A 23,549-nucleotide genomic window follows, 5' to 3' on the forward strand; every position below is an offset into this window, starting at 1 on the left:
TCGTGAGCGGAGCCACGGGCGCCGGATCGGCCGGTACCTCCACGGGTACGGAAACGGACGGCGGCGGCCGTGGCTCCGCCGCGAACGGGACGGGTGCGGGGAGCGTGACCGATCCGCACACGACCAACCTCAAGCCGGTGCAGGTGTCCGGTACGGACTCCTCCGGCACGTCTGGAACCAAGGGGGGCACTGTGACGGACACCCGAGGCCCGGCCGCGGCCGGCGAGGCCCAGCAGCCGTCGTCCCCGCTCCCCGGTGAGCGGCGCCCGGAGCAGCCCGCCGGGCCGTACCACCCGCCGCAGGCCTATCCGGCGCAGGCCCCGGCCGGCGCCGTACGCCGGCCCCGTACCGGCGCGCGCACGGCCCCGCGCACCCGTAAGGCACGGCTGCGCGTGGCCAAGGCCGACCCGTGGTCGGTGATGAAGGTCAGCTTCCTGCTCTCCATCGCGCTCGGCATCTGCACGATCGTCGCCTCGGCGGTGCTGTGGATGGTCATGGACGCGATGGGCGTGTTCTCGACGGTGGGCGGCACGATCTCCGAGGCGACCGGCTCGAACGAGGCGAACGGCTTCGACCTCCAGGCGTTCCTGTCGCTCCCCCACGTCCTGATGTTCACGACGATCATCGCGGTCATCGACGTGGTCCTGGCCACGGCGCTCGCGACGCTCGGCGCGTTCATCTACAACCTCTCCGCGGGCTTTGTGGGCGGCATCGAGCTGACCCTGGCGGAGGACGAGTGACCCCGCTCCGACGCCCTGCGGGCCCCTGACCTGACGGTCCCCCGACAACCGATTTTGGGACTGACGTGGTCGTGCGCTAATCTTCAGGAGTCAGCGCGCGGGACACACACCGCACAGCGCGGCGGGGCTATAGCTCAGTTGGTTAGAGCGCATCCCTGATAAGGATGAGGCCACAGGTTCAAATCCTGTTAGCCCCACCAGTTCGAAGACCCCCAGCCGGTATCGGCTGGGGGTCTTCGGCGTTCTGGGGCCCCGGCTGCCGGGAACGGAACGTGCACAGGAAAAGGCCCGACCGCTGGCGACGGGGGATGCACCAGCGATCGGGCTGTGGCCAAGGGTAACAAGCCTGAGCGCCTGGCGGGGGAAGTCAGGCAGGAAATAAGTCAGGTTCGTCGATCAGGGACCGCAGGGCGGGTCGTAGGAGAGGCGGGGCAGGTACTCGTGCCACTTCTGCGGGGTCAGTACGCCCCGCGTGACCGTGCAGATGTGCTCGATCGCCGTGTCGGCGTCCAGGCTCAACAGGCGGACCGTGTCGGTACCGCTGGAGAGCCCGAGGACATTGCTCCTGCGGCTGAACGTCAGGAAGGTGCCCGACCTGGCGTTGGGGCTCATCGACTGGCCGATGGGGGTCGCCGAGGCGGGGTCCGTGACGTTCCAGAGCCGGACGGTGTTGTCGTTGCCACCGCTGGCCAGAACATGCCCGTCCCGGCTGAACGTCAGCAGCTTGACCGCCTCGGTGTGGCCGGTGAGCGGCGCGCCCAGCGCGGTCGCCGAGGCGGAGCCGGTGACGTTCCACAGCCGGACCGTGTCGTCGTCGCCGCCGCTGGCCAGCACGTGCCCGTCCGGGCTGAAGGCGATCGCGTTGACCGGTCCCGAGTGGTCCGTGAGCCGGCCGCGCGCGGTCGGCCGGGCCGGGTCGGTGACGTTCCAGAGGCGGACCGTGCTGTCCGCGCTGCCGGAGGCGAGGGTCCGGCCGTCGGGACTGAAGACGATGGCGTTGACGTAGCCCCGGTGGCCCGTCAGCGGCTTGCCGAGCGCGGTGGGGTGCGCGGGGTCGGTGATGTCCCACAGCTGGATGGTGGTGTCGTCGTAGGCGGTGGCCAGGGTGCGGCCGTCCGGGCTGAAGGCGAGCGTGGCCGGCCCCGCGAAGCGTGTCCGCAGGGCGATGGGCGATCCGGCGGCGACCGGGTGGGACGGATCGCTGACGTTCCACAGATACACCGCATGGTCGTAGGTGAGGACGGCGAGAACGCGGCCGTCGGGGGAGAACCGCAGCGCACGATGGCCGGCGTCTCCCCGCATGAACGGCTTGCTCAGCAGCACCGGACGGTCGGGCCGCGTCACGTTCCACAGCCGGAGCCTGCCGTCCCGCGCCGCGGTGCCCAGCACCCGTCCGTCCGGCCGGAAGGCGCCGGTGCGGCCGATGATGTCCGAGGCCGGCAGCGACCACAGACGTACCTTGCTGTCGCCGCTGCCGGTGGCCAGGGTCCGCCCGTCGGGGCTGAACCCCAGGGCGTACATCTCCCCGCTGCTGCCCGCGAGCGGCTCTCCGACCTGCGAGGGGGACAAGGGATCGCTGACGTTCCACAGGCTCGCCGTGCTGTCCGCGCTCGCGGCGGCCAGCCTGCTGCCGTCCGGGCTGAAGGCCACCGACCAGATCGGTGCGGCGTGGCCGGTCAGCGGTGAGCCGAGCGCGGACGGGCGGGCGGGGTCGGCGACGTTCCACAGCCGGATGGTGTCGTCCGCGCTGCCGCTGGCCAGGGTGCGGCCGTCCGGGCTGAACGCCACCGAGTGCACGATGTCCGTATGGCCCTTCAGCGCCGTGCGGTACGGCCGCGGCCGGCGCGGGTCGGCCGTGTTCCACAGCAGGATCGTGTCGTCGTCCCCGCCCGCCGCGAGAGTGCGGCCGTCGGGACTGAACGCCAGACTGCGCGCCGCGGCGGTGTGCCCGCGCAGGACCTGGAGCTGCTGCGCCCGGCGCGGGTCGGCCGTGTTCCACAGCCGTACCGTGTGGTCCTCGCCGGCCGAGGCCAGGGTGTGTCCGTCCGGGCTGAACGCGATCAGGTAGATCGTGCCGCGGTGGCCGGTGAGCGGCTTGCCGATCGGTGCCGGGCGGGCGGGGTCGGTCACGTCCCAGAGCCGGATCGTGCCGTCGTCGCCGGCGCTCGCGAGCGTGTGCCCGTCCGGGCTGAAGACGGCGCTGCTCACCCAGCTGGTGTGGCCGGTCAGCGGCTTGCCGAGCGGCGCGGGCCGACGCGGGTCGGCCACGTTCCACAGCCGGACGGTCCGGTCGTAGCTGGCCGTGGCCAGGGTCTTGCCGTCGGGGCTGAACGAGGTGAGGTAGACGGCACCGGTGTGGCCGGACAGCGGGGTGGCCAGCGGCGCGTTCACGATCGAGATCAGCCTGCTGTACGTCCCCTCGTCGTCCGGGCGCAGCCGGTGGGCGACCAGGTCGAGCTGGGCGGCCAGGGACGGATCCGTGCGTTCGACCCGGTCGGCCTCGGCGACCACCTGCTCGAACACGGCGTCGTCCCGCTGCTTCCAGGCGATCACCGCCGTACCGCCCGCGACCAGGGCCAGCGCCACCAGCGCCGCCACCGCGGCGCGGCTGAGCCACACCGAGCGCCTGCGCAGCCGGACCGCCGCGGCCAGGAACTCCACCGCGCTGCGGGTCAGATACGTGTCCCCGGCCGACCTCGCCCAGCCGCGCGCCTGCTCCAGCCGGGACCCCCGGTAGAGCAGCGAGCTGTCCCGGCCCGAGTCCTCCCAGGCCCGGCCGTCCTCCTCCAGCCGCTGGCGCAGCAGCTGATCGCCCCGGTCGTCGTCGATCCAGTGCCGCAGCCGGGGCCAGGCGTGCAGCAGCGCCTCATGGGTGATCTCCACGGTGTCCGCGTCCAGCGTCACCAGCCGGGCCCGTACGAGGGCCTCGAGGGACTCCTCCGTCTTGCCGGGGTCCGCCGACTCCTGCGCCAGCTGCCGCCGGGTGCCCCGCCGCCGGGTGGCCTGGGTGTCCTCGCCCAGCCTGACCAGCCGCAGCAGGAGCAGCCGGGCGGCCGTACGGGCCGCGGGGTCGAGCCCCGACCAGGCACGCTCGGCGGTCGCCGCGACGGCTCCCTGGATCCCGCCCGCCGCGCGATAGCCGGCCAGTGTGAGCCGTCCGGCCTTGCGGCGCTGCCAGGTGGCGAGCAGGGCGTGCGACAGCAGGGGCAGCACGCCCGCGTCGTGCGCACCGCGCGGTCCGTCCGCGCTCACCTCGCGGATGATCAGCTCGGCGAGCCCCGGTTCCAGCTCCAGCCCCACCGCCTTGGCCGGTCCGGTCACCGCGTCGCGCAGTTCGGCGCTGGTCAGCGGGCCGAGCACCATGTGCCGGTGCTGGAGCGCGTCGGCGAGTTCCGGGTAGCCGAGACACTGCTCGTAGAAGTCGGCACGGATACCGAGGACGACGAGCACCGGGGCGGGCCCGTCCGGGCCGGCGGGCGGGGTGCAGGCGGCGTGCAGGAGCTGGAGGAACGTACGCCGGTCCGCCTCGTCGGGGCAGAGGGTGAACGCCTCCTCGAACTGGTCCACGATCAGGACCGGCCGGCTCTCGCCGCTCCCCTCGCGGCGCGCCCACGCCGCCACGGCCTCTCGCGCCGCCCGCGCCACGCGTGGAGCGTCGGAGCCGGGAACCGCCGGGTTCTCCGTCGCCTCCTGCTCGGCGCGGCGCGCGTCGGCGGCGACGGCGCCGAGGTCGGGGATACGGCGAACCAGCTCACCCAGCGGGTCGGCACCGGGGACGAGGTGCAGCACGCAGTCGGCGGTGCCGTTGCCGGGGGTGGGGGGCGCTACGCCCGTGCCCTGGCCGTCGCGCAGGGCACCCCCGCGGACGGCGGGGACCAGGCCGGCGTTGAGCAGGGACGACTTCCCCGCTCCCGAGGCGCCCACCAGCATCACCAGGCCGCCGGTCCGCTCCGCGGCGCGCAGCTGGGCGACGAGCGCGCTCGTGCTCCGTTCCCGGCCGAAGAACCAGCGGGCGTCCTCCTGCCGGTACGGCGCCAGCCCGCGGTAGGGGCACACGCCGCCGGCGACGGGCGGGGCCGGGGCGGGCGGCGGCCGGTTCTCCTCGGCGGGCGGTGCGGGCCGGTCGCCGACCGGGTCGGCCAGCGCGCGCTCCCACAGCCGCTGCCAGTGCGCGAGGTCGTACAGGCCCGGGGACACCGGCGCGGGCCGCAGCCGCCGTGCCTCCGGGATCAGGATGTGCAGCACCGCCGCGAGGGCGGTGAACTGGGCCGGTACGTTCCTGGCCCGGCGCCAGTCGCTGATCCGCTGCGCGGACACCCGCACCGGCCGCCCGCGCTCGTCGACCCGCTGCAGCCGTACGACCGCCTCGGCGACGCTCTTGAGGGGAGGATTTCCAGCCTCCTTGTACAGCAGCGCGAGCCGCTCGGCGAAAGCTGTGCGTGTCCCTGAGTCGGAACTCAAGGTCCCACCCCTTTACTTTCCCCCCGCGTCTGGACGTCCGGACCGGAAAACCCACCTTATACGTCTGACCTGCGGATAAGCACGGGGCAGGGGTGCTGAGGTCTCCTCGGCGCGGGCAACAGATGGCAGGATCCGGACCCGTCAGCGGACCCCTTGCACACCGTCCGGACAGGCCACGGACCTGTGCGTGGAGAGAGGGCCCGTGGCACCGACTCATCTCGGCCAACTTCCCCCCTTCTTCGATCCGCGCCGAGCCGACGCGGCACGGGTCGACACCTCGCACCGTCCGGCACCGGTCCCCACGAGGGGAGGGACCGGTGCCGGCGGGCGGGGGTGTGGCCTTTCCGGCCTCCTCCGGCTTCTCAGCCGTCCGCCGGGTGGACGTCGAGCCAACCGGCCGCTCGGGCCGCGGCCACGGCGTGCCGCTCGGCCTCCTCGGCGGAGGCGTTCAGGGCCGCGTTCCGCCCCCGTGCACTGCCGCCGGCCGCGACCGCGGCGGCCTGGGACGCCGCGAGCGCCGCGCGCAGGGCCGGGGCGGACGCCGTGGCGCTGCCGGTGCTGTCAGCGCTGTCCCGTGTCGCGGCCACCTGCGCGGCCACCTGCGCGGCCAGCGCCGCCGTCGCGGCGGTGTTGCGGGCGCAGCGGGCGTCGGCCGCCGGGTCCGGGGCGCTCGCGGCCAGCGCGGCGAGCGACTCGGCCGACAGGCGCAGCGCGCTGGCGGCCCGGCCGACGGGGTCCCTCGGTACGGCCTCGGCCGCGTCCTCGCCGACACCGGCGTACCGGCACGCGGCGACCGCACGGTCGTAGGCGCTGTGCGCGCGGGCCGCGTGCAGCCCCCGCAACGCCTCGGCGTCGGTGACCGCTCCGGCCGCCGTCTCTTCCCGTCCGCTCATCCTCGGCCTCCCTCGTCCGGGACGACACCGCACCCCCCGCTCCGGGGTGCGGGCAGGGTGCCACGTCGGACGCGAAGAGGCCAGAAGCACGGGGGGCCGGGCGCCGGCGAGGCGGGCGGGCCCTGGATATCTGACTGACCGTCAGATATGGTCGGTCCGCCTGCGGTTCCCCAAGGGCTGGGTCCGGCTGCTCCCGAAGGGGTGAGTGACATGCACAAGCGTCCCCCGTGCCCGCGACCACCCGGTGCGCCGCGCTGGGTCGCGATGTTCCACCGGCCCGCGCGGGACTCCTGGACGGTGGGCGCCGAGTCGCCCGACCGGGACCCCGTGCTGTACGCCGTCGGAGACATGACCCAGACCGTGCGGGCGCGTGGCGAGGAGGTGACGGTCGCGCTGTGGGGGCCCGAGGACGGTGCCTGGCGCCTGTACGACACCCCGGCCGCGGTCGGCAAACCCGCCCCCGCCGCCACGACCGGCCGGCCCGCGCCCGGCTCCGGTGAACCGGCCAAGCTCGCGGAACGCATGACGGACCGCCGGCACCAGGTGCTCATGGCCGGTCTGAGCAAGGCGGGCCTGTACGACCTGAGCGCCGAGGACGGCGAGGCGGTACGGGCCATGACCGACCTGCTCGACGAACCCACGGTCCGCCGGGTGGCCCACTGGCTCTCGCTCGCGGGTGGGGGGCGGTAGGGAGCGGCCGGCCGCAGGCGGCGTGGCTGCGGCCGCAGGCCGGGAGGCGGTGGTCGGTTCGGGGCGCCTTGCGGCGGGCAGGGACGTCCTGGAGGTCACCGAGTCGACCCGCGGCCGGACCCGTCGGCCGGGGTCGTTGACGACTGGAGGACGTATGAAGGTCTCCGTCGACCGCGCGCTGTGCTACGGCTCCGCCGAGTGCGCGCACCGGGCGCCGGCCGTGTTCGCGTTCGAGGACGGATACGGGGTCGTACGGCCGGGCCGGGCGGAGTCCACCGACGACCCGCAGGTCAGGGAAGCGGCCGAGAAGTGCCCCGCGCAGGCGATCCTGCTCGGTGAGTGACGCGGTGGGCGGCCACCCGGCTCATCGAGCGGCCGGCCGGCCGGCCGGGTAGGCCCAGGTGAGGTCGGCCAGCGCGCGGGCCCGGGCCTCCGCGACCGCCATGCGGGCCTCGCGCTCGACGGGGTCGACATGCGACGCCTGGCCCGTGACCTGCCCCTCCCACTTCCGGTACAGCAGGCCGGCCTCCGCCGAGAACCAGCCGCGGCTCACCGCGTCCAGCGCCAGCAGCAGGCCCGTGTCCTCGGAGGCCGGCAGGGCCATCCAGCCGCCGAGCGCGAGGAGCAGCTCCCGCCGGACGCACAGGCTCGCCGGATGGACCGGCGCACGGAAGCCGTTCTGTTTCCAGTGGCCGAGAACGGCACCGCGTTCGAGAGGGCCGTCCTCCGGGTCGCCGGGGAAGCCCGCCGTCGTGCCGTCGGGCAGCAGGTCGAGGGCCCGGGACGTCGTCCAGCCGACGGTGGGATCCGCCTCCAGCACGGCCAGATCGCGGGTCAGCGCGCCCGGCGTGAGCTGGTCGTCGGCGTCCAGGACCTTCACATACGCGCCCCCTGCGCGCGCCAGCGCGATCGTACGGGCGACTCCCGGCCCGCCGGGCCGTCCCTGGCCGAAGCTCACGCGTGCGTCGTCGGGGACATGGGGGCGGACCTGGTCCGTGCTGCCGTCCTCCTGGATCACCCACTCCCACTCCCAGTCACCGGGGAGCCGCTGCCGGCACAGGGAGGCGTAGGCGTCCGGCAGGAACCGCGCGGAAGGGCCGTGGACAGCGGTGACGACGGTGACGCGCCGGGTCACGGCAGCACTCACCACCTGGTGCTGAGGTGCGGTCGGTGTGTCGCTCATGGTCCCAGGTAACAACAGCCCATGGGCGGGAACAGCGCGAGACCCCCGGCCAACCCGGCCGGGGGTCTTTCCGTTTCGACTGATGCGTACGCAAGTCGCCGTGGTGTCGAGACGTTGCGGTACTGCGAGGGGCGGGAGGGTCAGCAGTCGAGTCTGGCAGCCGAGGCCTGTTCGGGGATGGTCACGGTCTCCGCCTGGCCGTCGGGGAGGGGCCGGTGCCGGCACCTCGGGGACTTTCCGTGGGCCTCGGCCCGGATGCGCTGCTTCATCGTGGGGGGCAGGGCCCTGCCGTGGGACCAGGCCCAGTGATGTGTCGCCGGGATCGTCGGGACCGCCGGGATGGTGCGGTGCGCGGTGCCGGTACGGGGGTTCTCGCTGCGAGGCGCGGCCGCCGCGGTGGCGGCGGACGAGGCGGCGACGAGTCCGAGCGCCGTGCAGAGCGCGAAGAAGGCGGCGACGATGGCGGTCCACAGCTTCATGACCTTGTTCTCGGTCATGGCCCCTCACTTTCGGGTTGGGCGATTTGCGTACTTTCCTCATGATGTGTATGTGGGCCGTGAAGTGGTGGACCGACGCCCGTGGCGCGTTGATGTTCCGATGAACACCACCCGGATGGACGCAGGGGGACCGGAAAACCCCCGAAACCTCGTGAGGACGAGCGAAAAGGGAGCGGGGTAACCGTCCGTGGAGGTGTGATCACCCTCCGATCGGAACGGCGCCGGACCTGGCCTATTGCTCTGCCGGAGGCGGGAGTTGGGGCTCGACGTAGGTCACCGATCGATATCGGTCGGTGTGTATAGTCGGGCGCCAGAGGTCCCCTACGTCAAGGAAAGACGAGGTCGCGCGGTGAAGAAGCTGCTCCTGGTCGCACTGGCCGCCATCGGCGGGCTCCTCGTGTACCGCCAGATCCAGGCGGATCGCGCCGAGCAGGATCTGTGGACGGAGGCGACTGACTCCGTGCCCACGGGTTCGTGAGTGCCGACACCAGAGTCTGAACAGACCCCGACCGCGCCTTCGCGGTCGGGGTTTTGCGTTGCCCCGCGGCTCCACGCGCTGCGGCTTACCCGTGTTGCGGGGGCCCGCCGGGTGCGGTAGGCGTTCGCGGAACGCTGGGCCGTCGCGCGGATCCGCTGCGGGGCGTTGCCGGGCTTTTCGGACGGCCGTACGCGTTGCCCGGATGGGGCAAGGGCGCTCGGGGCAGGATGGGACGCGGTCCGGTACGGCGAGCGCGCCGGCCGCGCGGCGACGACAGGGGAGGGCGGCAGGTGCGGGGGCGAGGGCGACGTACGGCGTGTGGGCGGCGGTACGGTCGCCGGGCGGTCCCCGGCATTCTGCGGACGGCCCTGGTTCCGGGGCTGTGCGCGCTGCTCGTTGTGCCGGCCGGCAGCGCGTCCGCGACCGCCGCTGACTCCCCGCAGCCGTACGCCTTCGCGCCCGGTGCCCGTACCGTCGCGGGCGCGGCAGGCACCGGCACGGCCGAACGGCTGGAACCCGGCCGTACCTACCGCAGCACCCTGCCGAGGAACGGCACGCTCTACTACCGGCTCGACCTCACGGCCGCCGACACGGCGTACGTCCCCGTCACCGCCGTACCCCCGCCGGACACCACCGTTTCCGCCACCGACGGCATCAGGGTGTCCCTCCGGGACGCGCACGGCACGCCCTGCTCCTTCGCCTTCGCCCGCTTCGGCGCCGGGCTGAGCGCGCGCCCGGTCACCGCGCTGGGGCGGCGGGAGGCGGACAAGACGGTGTGCCGGGGCGGAGGGACGTACTACGTGCTCGTCCAGCGCCTGGACGCCGAGGGCCCCGGTACGGCGGTCCCGGCGCAGCGCTGGGACCTGGAGATCGCGCCCGTCACGGAACCGCGCCCGGCCCGGGCCGGGACCACCTCCGCGCCGCCGGCCTGGGACTCCGCCACGCCCGGGCAGCCCACCGGTGAGCCCCGCGACCGTTCCGGCGGCACCGGGTTCGCCTCGGCCCGCCCGCTGGACCAAGGGGTCTGGCGGACCGCGCTGGTGCCCGGCGAGACGCGGTTCTACAAGGTGCCGGTCGACTGGGGCCGCCAACTGCACGCCTCCGTCGAACTGGACGGGGCCCAGGGCCACGGCTACGTCGGCGGCGCCCTGAACCTGTCCGTCTACAACCCCGTCCGCGGCTACGTCGAGGACGCCGCCGTCGGCTACACCGGCACCCGGAAACCCGCCGTGCTCGCCCCACTGCCGCCGGTGGAGTACGCCAACCGCTACGCCGCGCCCGCCGCCGTGACCTCCGTCCGTTTCGCCGGCGACTACTACCTGGTCCTGCACCTCAGCGAGCAGATGACCGGCCTGTTCGGGCAGGGGCCGTTCGGTGTGACGCTGCGGGTCGGGGTGGCCGGGCAGGCGCACGCGGGACCGCGGTACGCCGGGCGGACCGTGCCGGGTGACGTGTTCACGGTCACCCAGCAGGACCGGGAGGCGGCGCTGACCGGGAGCCCCGGGGGCGGGGGCGGCGACCGTGCGATGAAGCTGGTCGCGATCGGCGGGATCGGCCTGGGAACGGTGCTGCTGGCGGTGCTGGCCGGCTGGACGGTGGCGGCCCGGCGGGCTCAGACGCGGGTCAGCGCCCAGAAGCCCACCGCGTAGCAGGCCAGCGCCAGCAGCAGAATCGGGATCGCGGCCTTGGCCGGCGGCCCGGCCCGCCTGCTCCGGCGCGCACGGCGCGCCCTGTGCCCTCGGGGGACCACGGCGGAAGCGGGCGCGCCGTAGACCGGCTGGGCCGGAGAGGGACCCTGCGCGTCGTGAGCGGTGTACGCCGCGGTGGAGGTATCGGCACGGTGTGTCTGCAGCGCGCTCGGGGAGGGGATGTGGGGGGTGAAGTACGGCTGGTGGGCCGGGGGTTGAGGGGGAAGTGAGGGCTGCGGAACGTACGGGGAGTAGGGGAAGGGAACACCGGTGGACTGAGATACCTGCTCCTGGGGCGGCGGCAGACGGAAGCTGCCGGTGTCCGAGGGGGAGCCCGTGGTGTCGGTGGTGTCGGCGGTGTCGGCGGTGTAGGCGGTGCCGGTGTGGCCCGGCAGCGCAGCCGCGGCCCCGGAATCGGCGCCCGTGCCGGGGCCCGCATCCGCATCCGTATTCGCCTGCGCATCAGGGTCTGCGGCCATTCCCGGGGCCACTCCGGACGCCCTCTTGAGCGGTCCTTCGGGGGCGAACCCGGGTGGAAGCGGCGGGAGTTGGTCGAAGATCTCGATGGACTCGTCGTCGGTCTCCGGCTCCGGCAGGAGTTCCGCGGCGGAGGCGAGGGCCTTGCGCGCCCCCGTGGCGGTGCGGAAACGCGCGGCCGGGTCGGGCTGGAGCAGCGTGGCGACGACCTGCCAGAGCGGTTCCGGTATGCCCTTGGGCGGGCCGGGCGTCCCCTGCTCCGCGAAGTACTGCACGAGCGCCTTGGTGTCGGGCTTGGCGCCTTCGAGCAGATACAGCGCCACCAGGCCCACGGCGAACAGGTCCGTGGGAAAGTCGGGTTCCGCGCCGAGCATCTGCTCCGGCGCCAGGTAACCGGGCGTACCCACCACGAGGTTGGTCTCCGTCAGGCGGGGTTCGCCGAGCCGCATGGCGATCCCGAAGTCGGACAGCCGCAGCCGCGGCCTGCCGGTTCCGGTGGCTTCGAGGAGGACGTTGGCGGGCTTGACGTCCCGGTGGATGACGCCTTCGGCGTGGACGGCGGCGAGACCGGACAGGAGCTGGTCGAGCAGGGTGCACACGAACGCCGGCGGCAGCGGGCCGTAGTCGCCCACGAGGTGGACCAGCGAACCGCCGGCGACCAGGTCCATGGTGAAGAGGACCTGGTCGTCGTCGGCGGCCCAGCTGGCCGGGGCGAGGACATGCGGATGATCGATCCGCAGGGCCTGCTCGCGTACGAAGCGGAGCAGCGAGTGGGCGTCGCGCTGCTGGAGCACCTTGGCGGCCACATAGCGCCGTCGGCGGTGGTCCCAGGCTCGCCATACGGCACCCACGCCCCCGCGTCCGATCGGGTCGGCCAGCTCGTAGCGTCCGGCGAACACCTCACCCATGGCAGCCCATCGCTCCTCCCCCTGAACCCGTGGCCCGTCCCCCGGCCCCTGCTTCCCCTACCCCGCGTCTCCCCCCTGTCACGCCGGTCCCCCCGCGTCCACGAACCGGCCCCCGCCCGGGTGACCGGACCCCCTCCGGTCAGCGGGCCGGGTGTCTCAGTTCTGGTGGGACTGGTAGTGCGCGACGGCGTCGGAGGTGCGGCCGGCGCCATAGACCCGGAGGAACTCCGCCAGTTCGGGATGGGCCGGGGCGAGGCTGTCCGCGGCGTCGATGATGTCGCCCGCGGCGGCCACCGAGCGCAGCAGCGACTGGATCTCGCGGACCACGCGCTTGACGGTCGGCGCGCCCGAACCGCTCGTGGTCTGCGTGGTGTTGCTGAGCACGGAACCCCCCTGCGACTTCTTGATCTCGTCCATGCGCTCGGTCGCCTCGGCGGCGCTGACACTGCCGTCCGCGACCTGGGCCGCCAGCTCCTGCAGCAGCTGCACCCGCTGGACCACGGCGGGATTGCCGATCTTCGCGCGCTGGCCGCTCATCAGCTGCGAGAGCATCGGGGCGGACAGCCCCAGGACCGCGGCGAGACGGGCCTGATTGAGCCCGAGATCGTCGATGAGCTTACGGAAGAGCGCCCCCAACGGCTCCCCGTACCAGTTCCGCTGCAGCTCCCGCGCTCTCGCGGTGGCTTCCTGCTGTGCGGCGTCCATTGCGTCTCCCCATCGCTTCCCCTGAAAAACCGCGGTTCGCTGTAGCGAACCACGTCGAGCATCTTACGGAGAGTGGTCATCCGCGGGGACCCCCAATCTTTTTGCGGGATACCCGGGGTGACCCGGTACTCTGGTCTCCGGCGCCCGCCGGAACACGGTTCCTCCGGCAGGCCGCTGCTTTCCGGGGCCTTAGCTCAGTTGGTAGAGCGCCGTCTTTGCATGGCGGATGTCAGGGGTTCGACTCCCCTAGGCTCCACCCGTGAAATGCCCTCTGACCTGGGGAAACTCAGTTCAGGGGGCATTTTTGGCGACGGCGGCGGCGAGGCGGGACTCGTCAAGGCGGGTGCCCAAGGCGCGTACGGTCTGTGTCGAGCCCGCGAAGACGTCCTCATCAGCGTCAGCAGGGTCGGTATCCGCTGGCCGCAGGCGCACCGGCGCCGATGTCCACTGGCGGGCCCCGGCGGGTGACGCGAGCCGCCCAGGGGGCTCCCCCACTGCACCCCGCCCGAGCGACCCGTCCCTCCAGTCAGACGGACCGGCCGGGCGCCGACTGGCCGCGCGCCGGGCGGGTCCTGGCCGGGATCCGCTCCAGCACCCGCGCCGCCTCCGCGTCCCGTACCACGAAGTGCACGTCCCAGCGCGCCCCGCGCGCCAGTTCCGCCCCGACGGCGCTCCACACCGCGGCGGCGCTCACCGGGTACGGAAGCCCGCCGCGCCCCGAGCCGAGCAGCGGGAAGCACACCGAGCGCAGCGGCGGGGCGTGCCGGTCGTGCTCCCCGGCCGGCAGCGCGAGCGCGCGCGAGGTGGCGCGGGTGATGTCGGCGGGCAGCACGTCGTAGTCGTTGGTGCCGGCCCGGGGTACGGCCACCGCCGCGTGGCAGACGCGCCGTACGCCGTACGCGGCCATGGCTCCCGAACCGGTCGCCGCCACCGTGCCAGGCACCAGCGGACGCCCCCAGGTGCCGTGCCGGGCCGCCCAGGTGCGCGGCTCGTCGTGGACCGGGTCGTCCAGCAGGTCGCCGGTCACCCCGCGCACGGAGGCGGCCCGGCGCAGCGAGGCGGAGACCGAGGACTTGTACGGCTCGGGCAGCGCGAAGTAGGTGTTGGCCGGGGAGACCACCACGTCCACCCGGCACACCCGGCCGCGACCCACAGGGCCCCTCCGGTCACCGAGAGGTGACCGGAGGGGCCCCGGACTGCTTCCGAGCACCCCGCAGGAACGGGGCCGGACCGCTACTGGTCGTCCCGGTCCGCGGCATCCTCCTCCGCCTGCTTCGCCTGTACCTCGGGATCCAGCCCCGAGGCACTGCTGCCGTCCACCGAGCTGAGCCGGCCGCCCGACTCGGGCACCTCGGTCGCGGCGGGCGGTTCCACCAGCCAGTCGGGGTTGGCCTGCTTGTCCCACCACTTCCAGGCCGCGAAGGCGCCACCGGCCAGTGCGGTCAGCACCGCCAGCACCTTCACCGCCCGGCCGGCCCTGGACCGGCGCTCGTGCCTGCGGGCCAGCTTGTGGATCTCCTCCGCCGAGACCTGGCCGCGCAGTGCGGCGAGCGTCGCGGCTCCCGCGGCGGCGCCCCGCGCGGCTGCCTCGTCACGGACCGGACCGGTCGCGGCCACGGCCTGCTCGATCTTCGGACGCGAGTAGTCGGCGGCCTGCCGGGCCGCCTTACGGGCGCGCACGGCGGCCTCGTGCGCCGCCAGGTCCACCTTCGGCGGCACATGCGCACGGGCCTGTTCCAGACGTGGGGCGAGCCGGGCGTCGTACTGCTCGCGGGCCTGTTCGGCGGCCTGCGAGACCACGGGCGCCAGCCGTACGCGTGCCTCATGCGCGTAGAGCGCGGCACGCTCCTTGGCCGTGTCGGCGTAAGGCGCCACCACTTCCGCGGCGTGCAGCACGCTGTCCTTTGCCGAGCCGGTCGCGGCGCGCACGCTGTCGATGCGGGTCACGGGTTCCTCCTCCTCGGTGGCGTACGGTATTTCGACTTTCCACCCTTTTACGGATCATGCCTGTCCGCGGTCCGCGCGGCATGCGAGGGCGGGCATACGGGTGCTGATCGCTCCCATCGACTCGATCCGGCTGATAACCGGGCAACCCGAGCCTGCCTCGACCCTGCCACGAAACACCGCCCGGCGCTGCCTTGCGGGCGGAACCCGTGGCCGCAGGACGACGGACGGGCCCGGCCGTGCGAGGATCGGGGAGTCACAGGAAGACAACGGAAGGCAGATCGTGGCCGAGCAGCTTTACGCCACCCTGAAGACCAACCACGGCGACATCGAGGTGCGGCTCTTCCCGAACCACGCGCCCGAGACGGTCAAGAACTTCGTCGAGCTGGCCCAGGGCGAGCGCGAGTGGACGCACCCCGGCACCGGTGAGAAGAGCAAGAAGCCGCTCTACAACGGCACGATCTTCCACCGCGTCATCAGCGGCTTCATGATCCAGGGCGGCGACCCGCTGGGCAGCGGCATCGGCGGCCCCGGCTACAAGTTCGGGGACGAGTTCCACCCGGACCTGTCCTTCAACAAGCCGTACCTGCTCGCCATGGCCAACGCCGGCCCGGGCACCAACGGCTCGCAGTTCTTCATCACCGTCTCCCCGACGACGTGGCTGAACCGCAAGCACACCATCTTCGGCGAGGTCACCGACCCGGCCAGCCAGAAGGTCGTCGACGCCATCGTCAGCGTCCCCACCGGCCGCAACGACCGTCCGGTCAACGACGTCGTCATCGAGTCGGTCGTCGTCGAGAAGCGCGAGGGCTGAGCGCCCCACCGCTGCCCGGCCGGTACATCCCGCAGGGAACCAATCGCCCCGCTCGTCCGTACCAAGGATGAGCGGGGCGGGGCATTGCCGGGGCAGTCCCACGACGAGCAAGGGGAACCGATGGACGAGGCCGCAGCCCGCGCGCAGGGCGCCCACCGCGCGCCCGGGTGCTACCGCCACCCGGACCGCGAGACCGGCGTGCGCTGCACCCGCTGTGAGCGCCCCATCTGCCCCGAGTGCATGATCAGCGCCTCGGTCGGCTTCCAGTGCCCCGAGTGCGTGCGCGGCGGCAGCGGCACCGGACACCCACCGACCGCCGCCCAGCCGCGTACGATCGCCGGCGGCACGCTCACGGCCGACCCGCGACTGGTCACCAAGATCCTGATCGGCGTCAACCTCGCGGTGTTCCTGGGACAGATCGCCCTCGGCGACCGCCTCACCAACCGGTTCGAGCTGATCGGACAGGCCTACACCCCTCTGCTCCCCGGGGTCCAGGGCATCGCCGAGGGCCAGTACTACCGCCTGCTGACCGCGATGTTCCTGCACGGCGGCTACGCCCACATCCTCTTCAACATGCTCAGCCTGTGGTGGATCGGCGGCCCCCTGGAAGCGGCCCTCGGCCGCGTCCGCTATCTCGCCCTCTACCTCGTCTCGGGCCTCGCCGGCAGCGCTCTCACCTATCTGCTCGCCGCACCCAACCAGCCCTCCCTCGGCGCCTCCGGAGCGATCTTCGGCCTCTTCGGCGCGACCGGCGTGTTGATGCGCCGGCTCAACTACGACCTGCGCCCGCTCATCGCCCTGCTGGTGATCAACCTGATCATCACCTTCACGTGGGCGAACATCGCCTGGCAGGCCCATATCGGCGGCCTGGTCGCCGGTGTCGTCACCGGGTACGCCATGGTCCACGCCCCGCGCGAGAGACGGACGCTGGTCCAGTACGGCACCTGTGCCGTCGTACTCGCCGCCGTGGCGGTTCTCGCGCTGGTCAGGACCGTACAGCTCACCTGATACCGAACCGTTGTCCACAGGGCGTGGCGAATCTTGTGCACGGAGTGCGGACACAGCTGCGCCCCCTGCCGCTCGGATGTGTTTCCGCAGGTCAGGCCGGGGGCGAACAGATGTATAGGGAACACTGGGCCAGTCACACCGGCGTCAACGCCAGATGAGTTATCCACAGATGGTCGTTCTTTTTCCCCAGGCGATTCCCCAGGTGGGAAAACCTGTGGATAACTCAGTGGAGAGCTCTGGGTAGAGGTGGCACGACGGCGCTGGTGAGGGCTACTTCCACTGCGTGGAGACGCCGAAGCCGGCGGCGATGAAGCCGAAGCCGACCACGATGTTCCAGTTGTTCCAGGAGTCGATGGGCAGCGTGCCGTCGGTCACGTAGAAAACGACGATCCAGGCCAGGCCGATGACGAACATGGCCAGCATGACAGGGGCGACCCAGGAGTGGCTGTTCAGCTTGATCGCCTGTGCCTGCCTCACCGGCGGCGGCGTGTAGTCGGCCTTCTTGCGGATACGTGACTTCGGCACGAGGGTCTCTCCTGTCGATGCGCTGCGTGGCCGCGCAGGGAACTGGGTCGGGCGCGTCCGTTAGCGTAGTGCTTCCGTGGCGCCGAAAGAGATAAGGGTACGTTGAGCAATTCTGCCGACTCCCCCGGGACGGGATCAACGGGTTCCGGCCCCGGTCCCGGCCGCGGGCTGCGCGTCCGGCCGGTGCGCATCCTCACCGCGGCTGTGTTCGCGCTGGCCGGGCTCATCTTCTTCACCAGCTTCAACACGGCCAAGGGCACGGACATCCGGCAGGACGGCTCCCTGCTGAAGCTGTCGGACCTGATCCAGCAGCGCAGCCGTAAGAACAAGGAACTGGACGAGTCCAACGCGGCCCTGCGCGGGAGCGTGGAATCCCTCGCCGAGAGCGACGACGGCAGCACCAGGGCACAGGACCGCAGGCTCAGCGGGCTGGAGAAGAACACAGGCACCCAGAAGCTCACCGGCCGGGCCGTCACCGTCACCCTCAACGACGCCCCGCCCAACGCCACGGCCAAGCTCCCCGGCTATCCCGAGCCGCAGCCCGACTACCTGGTCATCCACCAGCAGGACCTGCAGGCCGTGGTGAACGCCCTCTGGCAGGGCGGTGCCCAGGGCATCAAGGTCATGGACCAGCGGCTGATCTCCACCAGCGCGGTGCGCTGCGTCGGCAACACGCTGATCCTCCAGGGGCGTGTCTACTCACCGCCGTACAAGATCACGGCGGTCGGGGATCCGGACAGGCTGCAGCAGGCGCTCGCGGCGAGCAAGGCGATCCAGACCTACATGGTGTACGTCAACGTCTACGGCCTCGGCTGGAAAGTCACCGACGACGGGACGGTGACTCTTCCGGGCTACTCCGGCACAGTGGATCTGCACTACGCGAAGCCAGTGGAGTAGCAGGTCCCCTGTCAGGAGCCGCCGGTGCGCGTGATCATCCGGACCGTCAGCGAGCTGTGTGTCACCGTCGGCGCCCTGATCGTGCTCTTCGTCGCCTACGTGCTCTTCTGGACGGGCGTGCGGGCCGAGGGCGCCATGAACGACCAGATCGATCAGCTGCACCGGCAGTGGTCGAAGGGGAACGCGCAGCCGGTCGCCGTGACGAAACCGGAGCGCTACCACTACGGCAAGGCCTTCGCGATCATGTACATCCCACGGCTCGGTTTCACGTGGAACAAGCCGGTCCTGGAGGGCACCGGACGGGACGTGCTGGCGAAGGGCCTCGCCCACTACCAGGGGACCGCCCGGCTCGGCCAGGTGGGCAATTTCGCGGTGGCCGGTCACCGTCGCACGTACGGCGACCCGTTCCTGCACTTCCCGAGGCTGCGGCCAGGGGACGCCGTCGTGCTCACGGACGGGACGACCTGGTTCACGTATCGGATCGACAAAGGCCCCCACAAAACCGTGCCGACGGACGTTGAGGTGATCGATCCTGTGCCACGTACGTCCGGGTACACGCGTCCGGGCCGCTATCTGACGCTGACCACGTGCGATCCGGAATGGGGGCACAGTCACCGGCTGATCGTCTGGGCGCACCTGGACTCCACACAGTCTGTGGAGGCAGGCGAACCGAGGGCTCTGCGCCGTTAGTCTGTTGGCGTACGGCGTGAGTCCGGTGCCGTGGGGAGATGGAAGGAACGGCATGTACGGCTGGATCTGGCGGCATCTGCCGGGGAACGTGTGGGTGAGGGCGCTGATCTCCCTCGTACTGGTCCTGGCCGTGATCTACATCCTCTTCCAGTACGTCTTCCCGTGGGCCGAACCGCTTCTGCCCTTCAACGATGTGACGGTGGACAACCAGTGAGTGCGCGGATTCTCGTCGTCGACAACTACGACAGCTTCGTCTTCAACCTCGTGCAGTACCTGTACCAGCTGGGCGCCGAGTGCGAGGTGCTGCGCAACGACGAGGTGTCGACGGCGCACGCCCAGGACGGCTTCGACGGGGTGCTGCTCTCGCCCGGACCGGGGACGCCGGAGGAGGCGGGGGTGTGCGTGGACATGGTCCGCCACTGCGCCTCGACCGGGGTGCCGGTCTTCGGGGTGTGCCTGGGCATGCAGTCGATGCAGGTGGCCTACGGCGGTGTGGTGGACCGGGCGCCCGAACTGCTGCACGGCAAGACCTCGCAGGTCGAGCACGAGGGCAAGGGCGTCTTCGCGGGCTTGCCCTCCCCCTTCACCGCGACCCGCTACCACTCCCTGGCCGCCGAGCCGGCGACGGTCCCGGCCGAGCTGGAAGTGACCGCCCGCACGCACGACGGCATCATCATGGGCCTGCGGCACCGGGAACTCCCGGTCGAGGGCGTGCAGTTCCACCCCGAGTCGGTGCTGACCGAGCACGGTCACCGGATGCTGGCCAACTGGCTGGTGGAGTGCGGTGACCAGGGTGCCGTGGCGAGGTCGACGGGGCTGGCCCCGGTGGTGGGCAGGGCCACGGCGTGACCGCACTGCGCCCGGAGCGGGAGACCGATGCCTCGTACGGGGATCAGTCGTACGAGGCTTCCGGTGCGCTTGGGGACTGGGACGCGGCGGGCGCGGCGTACCAGGAGCCGTACGGGGAGCGGCAGGGGGCACCGCACGAGCGGCCCTACCGGTCGCCCCTGGACGACGAGACGATGGCGCTGCGGGTCACCGATCCGCCGCCGGGCCCGGAGAGCGGGCCCATACGCGCCTCTGAGGCCTCTGCGGTCCTCTCCGGCCCCTCTGCCACCGGAACCGCGGTCGGTGGGCGGGCGGCCCGCAGAAAGGCCGCCAAGCGGCGCGGTGGGCGCCATGGCGGCGGCCGGGAGGCTGCGCCCGCCGAGACCCCGCAGTCCGGCAGACCGCTGTCCCGGGTGGAGGCGCGGCGGCAGGCGCGGCTGCGCAAGCCGGGCCCGGCCGTCGTCGCGAGCCGGGCGATCGGCGAGATGTTCATCACCACCGGCGTCCTGATGCTGCTGTTCGTCACCTATCAGCTGTGGTGGACCAACGTCCGCGCCCATGCGCAGGCGGGCAGCGAGACGCACCAGCTCCAGGACGACTGGGCCAGCGGCAAGCGCAATCCGGGTGTCTTCGCGCCGGGGCAGGGCTTCGCCATCCTGCACATCCCCAAGCTGGACGTGGTCGCACCGATAGCCGAGGGCGTCAGCAACCGGGAGGTGCTCGACAAGGGCATGGTCGGGCACTACGGCGAGGCCCCGCTGAAGACGGCGATGCCCGGTGACAAGACCGGCAACTTCGGACTCGCCGCCCACCGCAACACGCACGGTGAGCCGTTCCGGTACATCAACAAGCTCCAGACCGGCGACGCGGTCGTGGTCGAGACACAGGACACGTACTTCGTGTACAAGGTGACGTCGACTCTGCCGGTGACGTCGCCGTCCAACACCAGCGTGCTGAACCCCATTCCGAGGGGCTCGGGTTTCACCGAACCGGGCCGCTACATCACCCTCACCACCTGCACGCCGGAGTTCACGAGCAAGTACCGGCTGATCGTCTGGGGCAAGATGGTCGAGGAACGCCCGCGCAGCAAGGGCAAGCCGGACGCGCTCATCGAGTAGGGCATCGTAGGGCCGAAGCGAGTAAGGGCAAGGAACTGTGGCAGCGACCGCCGACGACACCGAAGAACACACGGACGCGTCCGATCCGAATCCCGCCCCGCGCGGCCGGCGTCCCGGCCGCGTCGCCACGGCGGTCAGCGTTCTCGGTGAACTCCTCATCACAGCAGGCCTGTTGCTGGCCCTGTTCGTCGTCTACTCCCTGTGGTGGACGAACGTGATAGCGGATCGCAAGGCGGACAAGCGGGCCGACCAGGTCCGCGAACACTGGGCCCGTGCGGCGGACTCCGGTCCGGGTGCGCTGGACACCAAGGACGGCATCGGGTTCCTGCATGTGCCGTCGATGCGGAACGGCGAGGTCCTGGTCGAGAAGGGCACGGGCGTGGACGTCCTCAACGACGGCGTGGCCGGCTACTACACGGACCCGGTCAGGGCGACCCTCCCCATGACCGGCAAGACCGGCAACTTCGCCCTCGCCGCCCACCGCGACGGTCACGGCGCGAAGTTCCACAACATCGACAAGATCAGGAAGGGCGACCCGATCGTCTTCGAGACGCGGGACGACTGGTACGTCTACAAGGTCTACTCGGTCCTGTCGGAGACCTCGAAGTACAACGTCAAGGTCCTCTCCCCGGTCCCGAAGGAGTCCGGCAAGAAGAAGCCGGGCCACTACATCACCCTGACGACCTGCACGCCCGTCTACACCTCGGAGTACCGCTACGTGGTGTGGGGCGAACTAATCCGGGTGGAGAAGGTGGACGGCAAGCGGACGCCGCCGAAGGAGCTGTCGCGGTGATGTCCCGGAGTCGCCGGCGACCTTGGTGGTAGTTCCTTCACCGGGGTCGCCACGAGTGACGACGGCCCCGGGGTTCCGAAGAACCCCGGGGCCGTCGTGACAGCGAAGTGCGGTGTCCGGTCAGCCGGTGTTGCCGCCGAGGATGCCGCCGTTGTCGTTCCCGCCGCCTCCGAAGTCGAAGGTGTTCAGGACGATCTGGGTGTTACTCGGATCGGCCTGGGTTCCGGCCGGCGGGTTCTGCTGGAGGACCCGGGCCTTGTCGTCGTTCGGTCCGTTGACCTGGATGTTCGTGTAGCCGTTCTGCTGAAGGATCTGCTCGGCCTCCTTCAGGGTCTTCCCGGTGACGTTCGGTACCTGTCCCTGTGTCTGCTGGCCGCCCTGGAACTTGCCGACGTTGAGGGTGACCGCCGAGTTCTTGGGCACCTGCTGGTTCGCCTGCGGGTTGGTCGAAAGGACCTTGCCGTCGTCGTCCTGGTTGGGAGTGGGGGTGTCGGCGCAGGTGGCGGACAGGCCCAAGGTCTGCAGCTCAGCCTTCGCGTCGTCGCAGGACTTGCCGACGAGATCGGCGGGGATGGTGACCTTCTCCACGGGCTTGGCGACCGTGAGGGTGATCGTGGTGCCCTTCTGCCTGCTCGCGCCGCCCTTCGGGTTCTGGTCGATGACCACGTCGGGCGTCCGGTCCGACTCCTGGGTCTGCTTCACGACGTTGAACCCCTTCTCCTTCAGCTGGGACTCAGCGTCGGAGAACGGGGCGCCGCGGACGTCCGGTACGAGGACCTTGGGGGCGCCCGTCGAGATCACCAGGTCGACGCTGCTGTTCTTGTCGACCTTGGTGTTCTTGTCGGGGTTCTGCGAGCAGACGTTGCCCTTGGGCTGATCGTTGCAGGGCTTGGCGGAGGTTCTGACCTTCAGGTCGACGTTCTCTGCCATCTTCCTGGCCGTGCCCTCGGGCTGGCCGACGAAGTTCGGCACCGGCACCTTGCCGTCCCCGGTGTTGCCGCCGCTCGCCACCCACTTCCCGATCAGGATCGCGCCGATCAGGACGAGGATGCCCGCGACCACCAGGAGGATCGTGGAGGTGCTGGACTTCTTCTGCTGCCGGCCGCGGCGGCCGGAGCCGTCGTCGTAGCCGTAGCCGCCGTCGTCCGGGTTCATCGGCGGGAGCATGCTCGTGGCGCCCGCGCCGGCGTCGGGGCGCAGGGCCGTGGTCGGCTGGTCGTCGGGGTAGCCGCCGTAGCCCACCGCACCCATCGCGGCCGTCGCCGCGACCGGCTGGCCGTCCAGGCAGGCCTCGATGTCGGCGCGCATCTCGTCGGCCGACTGATAGCGGTAGTTCGGGTCCTTGACCAGCGCCTTCAGGACGATGGCGTCCATCTCGGGGGTGATCTCCGGGTCGAAGACCGACGGGGGCTGGGGCTCTTCCCGGACGTGCTGGTAGGCCACCGCCACCGGGGAGTCGCCCACGAAGGGGGGCCGTACCGTCAGCAGCTCGTAGAGCAGGCAGCCGGTCGAGTACAGGTCCGACCTCGCGTCGACCTGCTCGCCCTTCGCCTGCTCCGGCGACAGGTACTGGGCCGTGCCGATCACCGCCGCCGTCTGGGTCATGGTCATGCCGGCGTCGCCCATGGCGCGGGCGATGCCGAAGTCCATCACCTTGACCTGGCCGTTGCGGGTCAGCATGACGTTGGCCGGCTTGATGTCACGGTGGACGATGCCGTTGCGGTGGGCGTACTCCAGGCCCTGGAGGATGCCGATGGTCATTTCCATCGCACGCTCGGGCAGGAGTTTGCGGCCGGAGTGGAGCAGCTCGCGGAGCGTGGAGCCGTCTACGTACTCCATGACGATGTACGGGATCGAGACCCCGTCGATGTAGTCCTCGCCCGTGTCGTAGACCGCGACGATCGCGGGATGGTTGAGCGAGGCGGCCGACTGGGCCTCCCGGCGGAACCGGGCCTGGAAGGACGGATCACGCGCGAGGTCCGCGCGCAGCGTCTTCACCGCCACGGTGCGGCCGAGCCGGGTGTCATGCGCGAGGTAGACCTCCGCCATGCCACCACGGCCGAGCACCTGGCCCAGCTCGTACCGGCCGCCGAGGCGACGCGGCTCTTCCATAGTTCCCTACCAGCCCTCTCCGTCGGTCTCGGCCGCCCACGTGTCGTGTGCGGCCGGAGGCTGCCGTCCGGGCCTACCGTACCCGGCTCGCTTTGTGTGA

Annotated in this window: 22 protein-coding genes, 2 tRNA genes and 1 pseudogene; 15 read left to right on the forward strand and 10 right to left on the reverse strand. The window is 71.7% G+C overall.

Annotated elements, in window-relative coordinates:
• The first annotated feature begins 2 nt into the window (after positions 1–2).
• Complete coding sequence (locus tag ACZ7GZ_RS09395; RefSeq protein WP_471022378.1) at positions 3–740, forward strand: DUF3566 domain-containing protein; 738 nt, start codon at positions 3–5, stop codon at positions 738–740.
• Between the two features lie 123 nt (positions 741–863).
• Positions 864–940: transfer RNA gene (locus ACZ7GZ_RS09400), tRNA-Ile, on the forward strand.
• A gap of 196 nt (positions 941–1,136) precedes the next feature.
• Here ACZ7GZ_RS09400 and ACZ7GZ_RS09405 read toward each other — a convergent pair.
• Positions 1,137–5,201, reverse strand: a complete 4,065-nt coding sequence (locus ACZ7GZ_RS09405) for an nSTAND1 domain-containing NTPase (RefSeq protein WP_471022379.1) — start codon at positions 5,199–5,201, stop codon at positions 1,137–1,139.
• A gap of 362 nt (positions 5,202–5,563) precedes the next feature.
• A complete protein-coding gene (locus ACZ7GZ_RS09410; RefSeq protein WP_471022381.1) occupies positions 5,564–6,094 on the reverse strand; it encodes a hypothetical protein in 531 nt (176 codons plus the stop codon).
• A 210-nt stretch (positions 6,095–6,304) separates the two neighbouring features.
• Between ACZ7GZ_RS09410 and ACZ7GZ_RS09415 the strand changes: the two genes are divergently transcribed.
• Entirely contained in the window at positions 6,305–6,784 is a 480-nt protein-coding gene (locus ACZ7GZ_RS09415; RefSeq protein ID WP_471022382.1) for a hypothetical protein, read from the forward strand.
• Between the two features lie 154 nt (positions 6,785–6,938).
• Complete coding sequence (locus ACZ7GZ_RS09420; RefSeq protein WP_471022384.1) at positions 6,939–7,127, forward strand: ferredoxin; 189 nt, start codon at positions 6,939–6,941, stop codon at positions 7,125–7,127.
• 21 nt (positions 7,128–7,148) lie between these two features.
• Here ACZ7GZ_RS09420 and ACZ7GZ_RS09425 read toward each other — a convergent pair whose 3' ends face one another.
• Both ACZ7GZ_RS09425 and ACZ7GZ_RS09430 read right to left on the reverse strand, forming a co-directional pair.
• Positions 7,149–7,967 (reverse strand): glycosyltransferase family 2 protein, encoded by an 819-nt coding sequence (locus ACZ7GZ_RS09425; protein ID WP_471022385.1) that lies wholly within the window; start codon positions 7,965–7,967, stop codon positions 7,149–7,151.
• A gap of 140 nt (positions 7,968–8,107) precedes the next feature.
• Entirely contained in the window at positions 8,108–8,464 is a 357-nt protein-coding gene (locus ACZ7GZ_RS09430; protein ID WP_471022386.1) for a DUF6344 domain-containing protein, read from the reverse strand.
• A 349-nt stretch (positions 8,465–8,813) separates the two neighbouring features.
• Here ACZ7GZ_RS09430 and ACZ7GZ_RS09435 point away from each other — a divergent pair, with 349 nt between their 5' ends.
• Positions 8,814–8,942, forward strand: coding sequence for a DLW-39 family protein (locus ACZ7GZ_RS09435; RefSeq protein ID WP_003999697.1), 129 nt, complete (start codon positions 8,814–8,816; stop codon positions 8,940–8,942).
• 398 nt (positions 8,943–9,340) lie between these two features.
• On the forward strand, positions 9,341–10,591 hold the full coding sequence (locus ACZ7GZ_RS09440; RefSeq protein ID WP_471022387.1) for a hypothetical protein: 1,251 nt from the start codon (positions 9,341–9,343) through the stop codon (positions 10,589–10,591).
• Here ACZ7GZ_RS09440 and ACZ7GZ_RS09445 read toward each other — a convergent pair.
• A complete protein-coding gene (locus ACZ7GZ_RS09445; protein WP_471022388.1) occupies positions 10,555–12,015 on the reverse strand; it encodes a serine/threonine-protein kinase in 1,461 nt (486 codons plus the stop codon). The two genes, ACZ7GZ_RS09440 and ACZ7GZ_RS09445, sit on opposite strands and share 37 nt — an antisense overlap.
• A 156-nt stretch (positions 12,016–12,171) precedes the next feature.
• Entirely contained in the window at positions 12,172–12,720 is a 549-nt protein-coding gene (locus ACZ7GZ_RS09450) for a helix-turn-helix domain-containing protein (protein WP_360084580.1), read from the reverse strand.
• 183 nt (positions 12,721–12,903) lie between these two features.
• Between ACZ7GZ_RS09450 and ACZ7GZ_RS09455 the strand changes: the two genes are divergently transcribed.
• Positions 12,904–12,976: transfer RNA gene (locus tag ACZ7GZ_RS09455), tRNA-Ala, on the forward strand.
• Positions 12,977–13,246: 270 nt separating this feature from the next.
• On the opposite strand, the pseudogene ACZ7GZ_RS09460 reads toward ACZ7GZ_RS09455, so the two are convergent.
• Positions 13,247–13,849, reverse strand: a pseudogene (locus ACZ7GZ_RS09460) (macro domain-containing protein); the annotation flags it as partial.
• 104 nt (positions 13,850–13,953) lie between these two features.
• A complete protein-coding gene (locus ACZ7GZ_RS09465; protein WP_471022389.1) occupies positions 13,954–14,667 on the reverse strand; it encodes a DUF5324 family protein in 714 nt (237 codons plus the stop codon).
• A gap of 280 nt (positions 14,668–14,947) precedes the next feature.
• Here ACZ7GZ_RS09465 and ACZ7GZ_RS09470 point away from each other — a divergent pair, with 280 nt between their 5' ends.
• Both ACZ7GZ_RS09470 and ACZ7GZ_RS09475 read left to right on the forward strand, forming a co-directional pair.
• The gene (locus tag ACZ7GZ_RS09470) at positions 14,948–15,478 is read left to right on the forward strand and encodes a peptidylprolyl isomerase (RefSeq protein WP_471022390.1); all 531 of its coding nucleotides are present in this window, start codon (positions 14,948–14,950) and stop codon (positions 15,476–15,478) included.
• 120 nt (positions 15,479–15,598) lie between these two features.
• Positions 15,599–16,486, forward strand: a complete 888-nt coding sequence (locus ACZ7GZ_RS09475) for a rhomboid family intramembrane serine protease (protein ID WP_471022391.1) — start codon at positions 15,599–15,601, stop codon at positions 16,484–16,486.
• A 270-nt stretch (positions 16,487–16,756) separates the two neighbouring features.
• On the opposite strand, the gene crgA is transcribed toward ACZ7GZ_RS09475, so the two are convergent.
• Positions 16,757–17,011 (reverse strand): cell division protein CrgA, encoded by a 255-nt coding sequence (crgA, locus tag ACZ7GZ_RS09480; protein WP_471022394.1) that lies wholly within the window; start codon positions 17,009–17,011, stop codon positions 16,757–16,759.
• A 102-nt stretch (positions 17,012–17,113) separates the two neighbouring features.
• Between crgA and ACZ7GZ_RS09485 the strand changes: the two genes are divergently transcribed.
• From ACZ7GZ_RS09485 to ACZ7GZ_RS09510, 6 genes are read left to right on the forward strand one after another with little or no spacing between them, the layout of a single operon-like run.
• Complete coding sequence (locus ACZ7GZ_RS09485; RefSeq protein WP_471022395.1) at positions 17,114–17,908, forward strand: DUF881 domain-containing protein; 795 nt, start codon at positions 17,114–17,116, stop codon at positions 17,906–17,908.
• Between the two features lie 24 nt (positions 17,909–17,932).
• Positions 17,933–18,598: a class E sortase gene (locus ACZ7GZ_RS09490; RefSeq protein ID WP_471022397.1), complete on the forward strand. Its 666-nt coding sequence runs from the start codon at positions 17,933–17,935 to the stop codon at positions 18,596–18,598.
• A 52-nt stretch (positions 18,599–18,650) separates the two neighbouring features.
• Entirely contained in the window at positions 18,651–18,812 is a 162-nt protein-coding gene (locus ACZ7GZ_RS09495) for a hypothetical protein (RefSeq protein WP_208614037.1), read from the forward strand.
• Positions 18,809–19,447 (forward strand): aminodeoxychorismate/anthranilate synthase component II, encoded by a 639-nt coding sequence (locus ACZ7GZ_RS09500; RefSeq protein ID WP_471022398.1) that lies wholly within the window; start codon positions 18,809–18,811, stop codon positions 19,445–19,447. The genes ACZ7GZ_RS09495 and ACZ7GZ_RS09500 overlap by 4 nt, the downstream gene beginning before the upstream one ends.
• Positions 19,444–20,544, forward strand: coding sequence for a class E sortase (locus ACZ7GZ_RS09505; RefSeq protein ID WP_471022399.1), 1,101 nt, complete (start codon positions 19,444–19,446; stop codon positions 20,542–20,544). Before ACZ7GZ_RS09500 ends, ACZ7GZ_RS09505 begins: the two co-directional genes overlap by 4 nt.
• A 37-nt stretch (positions 20,545–20,581) precedes the next feature.
• Positions 20,582–21,337 carry a class E sortase gene (locus tag ACZ7GZ_RS09510; protein ID WP_471022400.1) on the forward strand — a complete coding sequence of 252 codons (756 nt, stop codon included), beginning with the start codon at positions 20,582–20,584 and terminating at the stop codon, positions 21,335–21,337.
• Positions 21,338–21,457: 120 nt separating this feature from the next.
• Here ACZ7GZ_RS09510 and pknB read toward each other — a convergent pair whose 3' ends face one another.
• Positions 21,458–23,449, reverse strand: a complete 1,992-nt coding sequence (pknB, locus tag ACZ7GZ_RS09515) for a Stk1 family PASTA domain-containing Ser/Thr kinase (protein WP_471022401.1) — start codon at positions 23,447–23,449, stop codon at positions 21,458–21,460.
• Positions 23,450–23,549: the final 100 nt, after the last annotated feature.

The sequence above is a fragment of the Streptomyces sp. NPDC037288 genome (assembly GCF_055603265.1).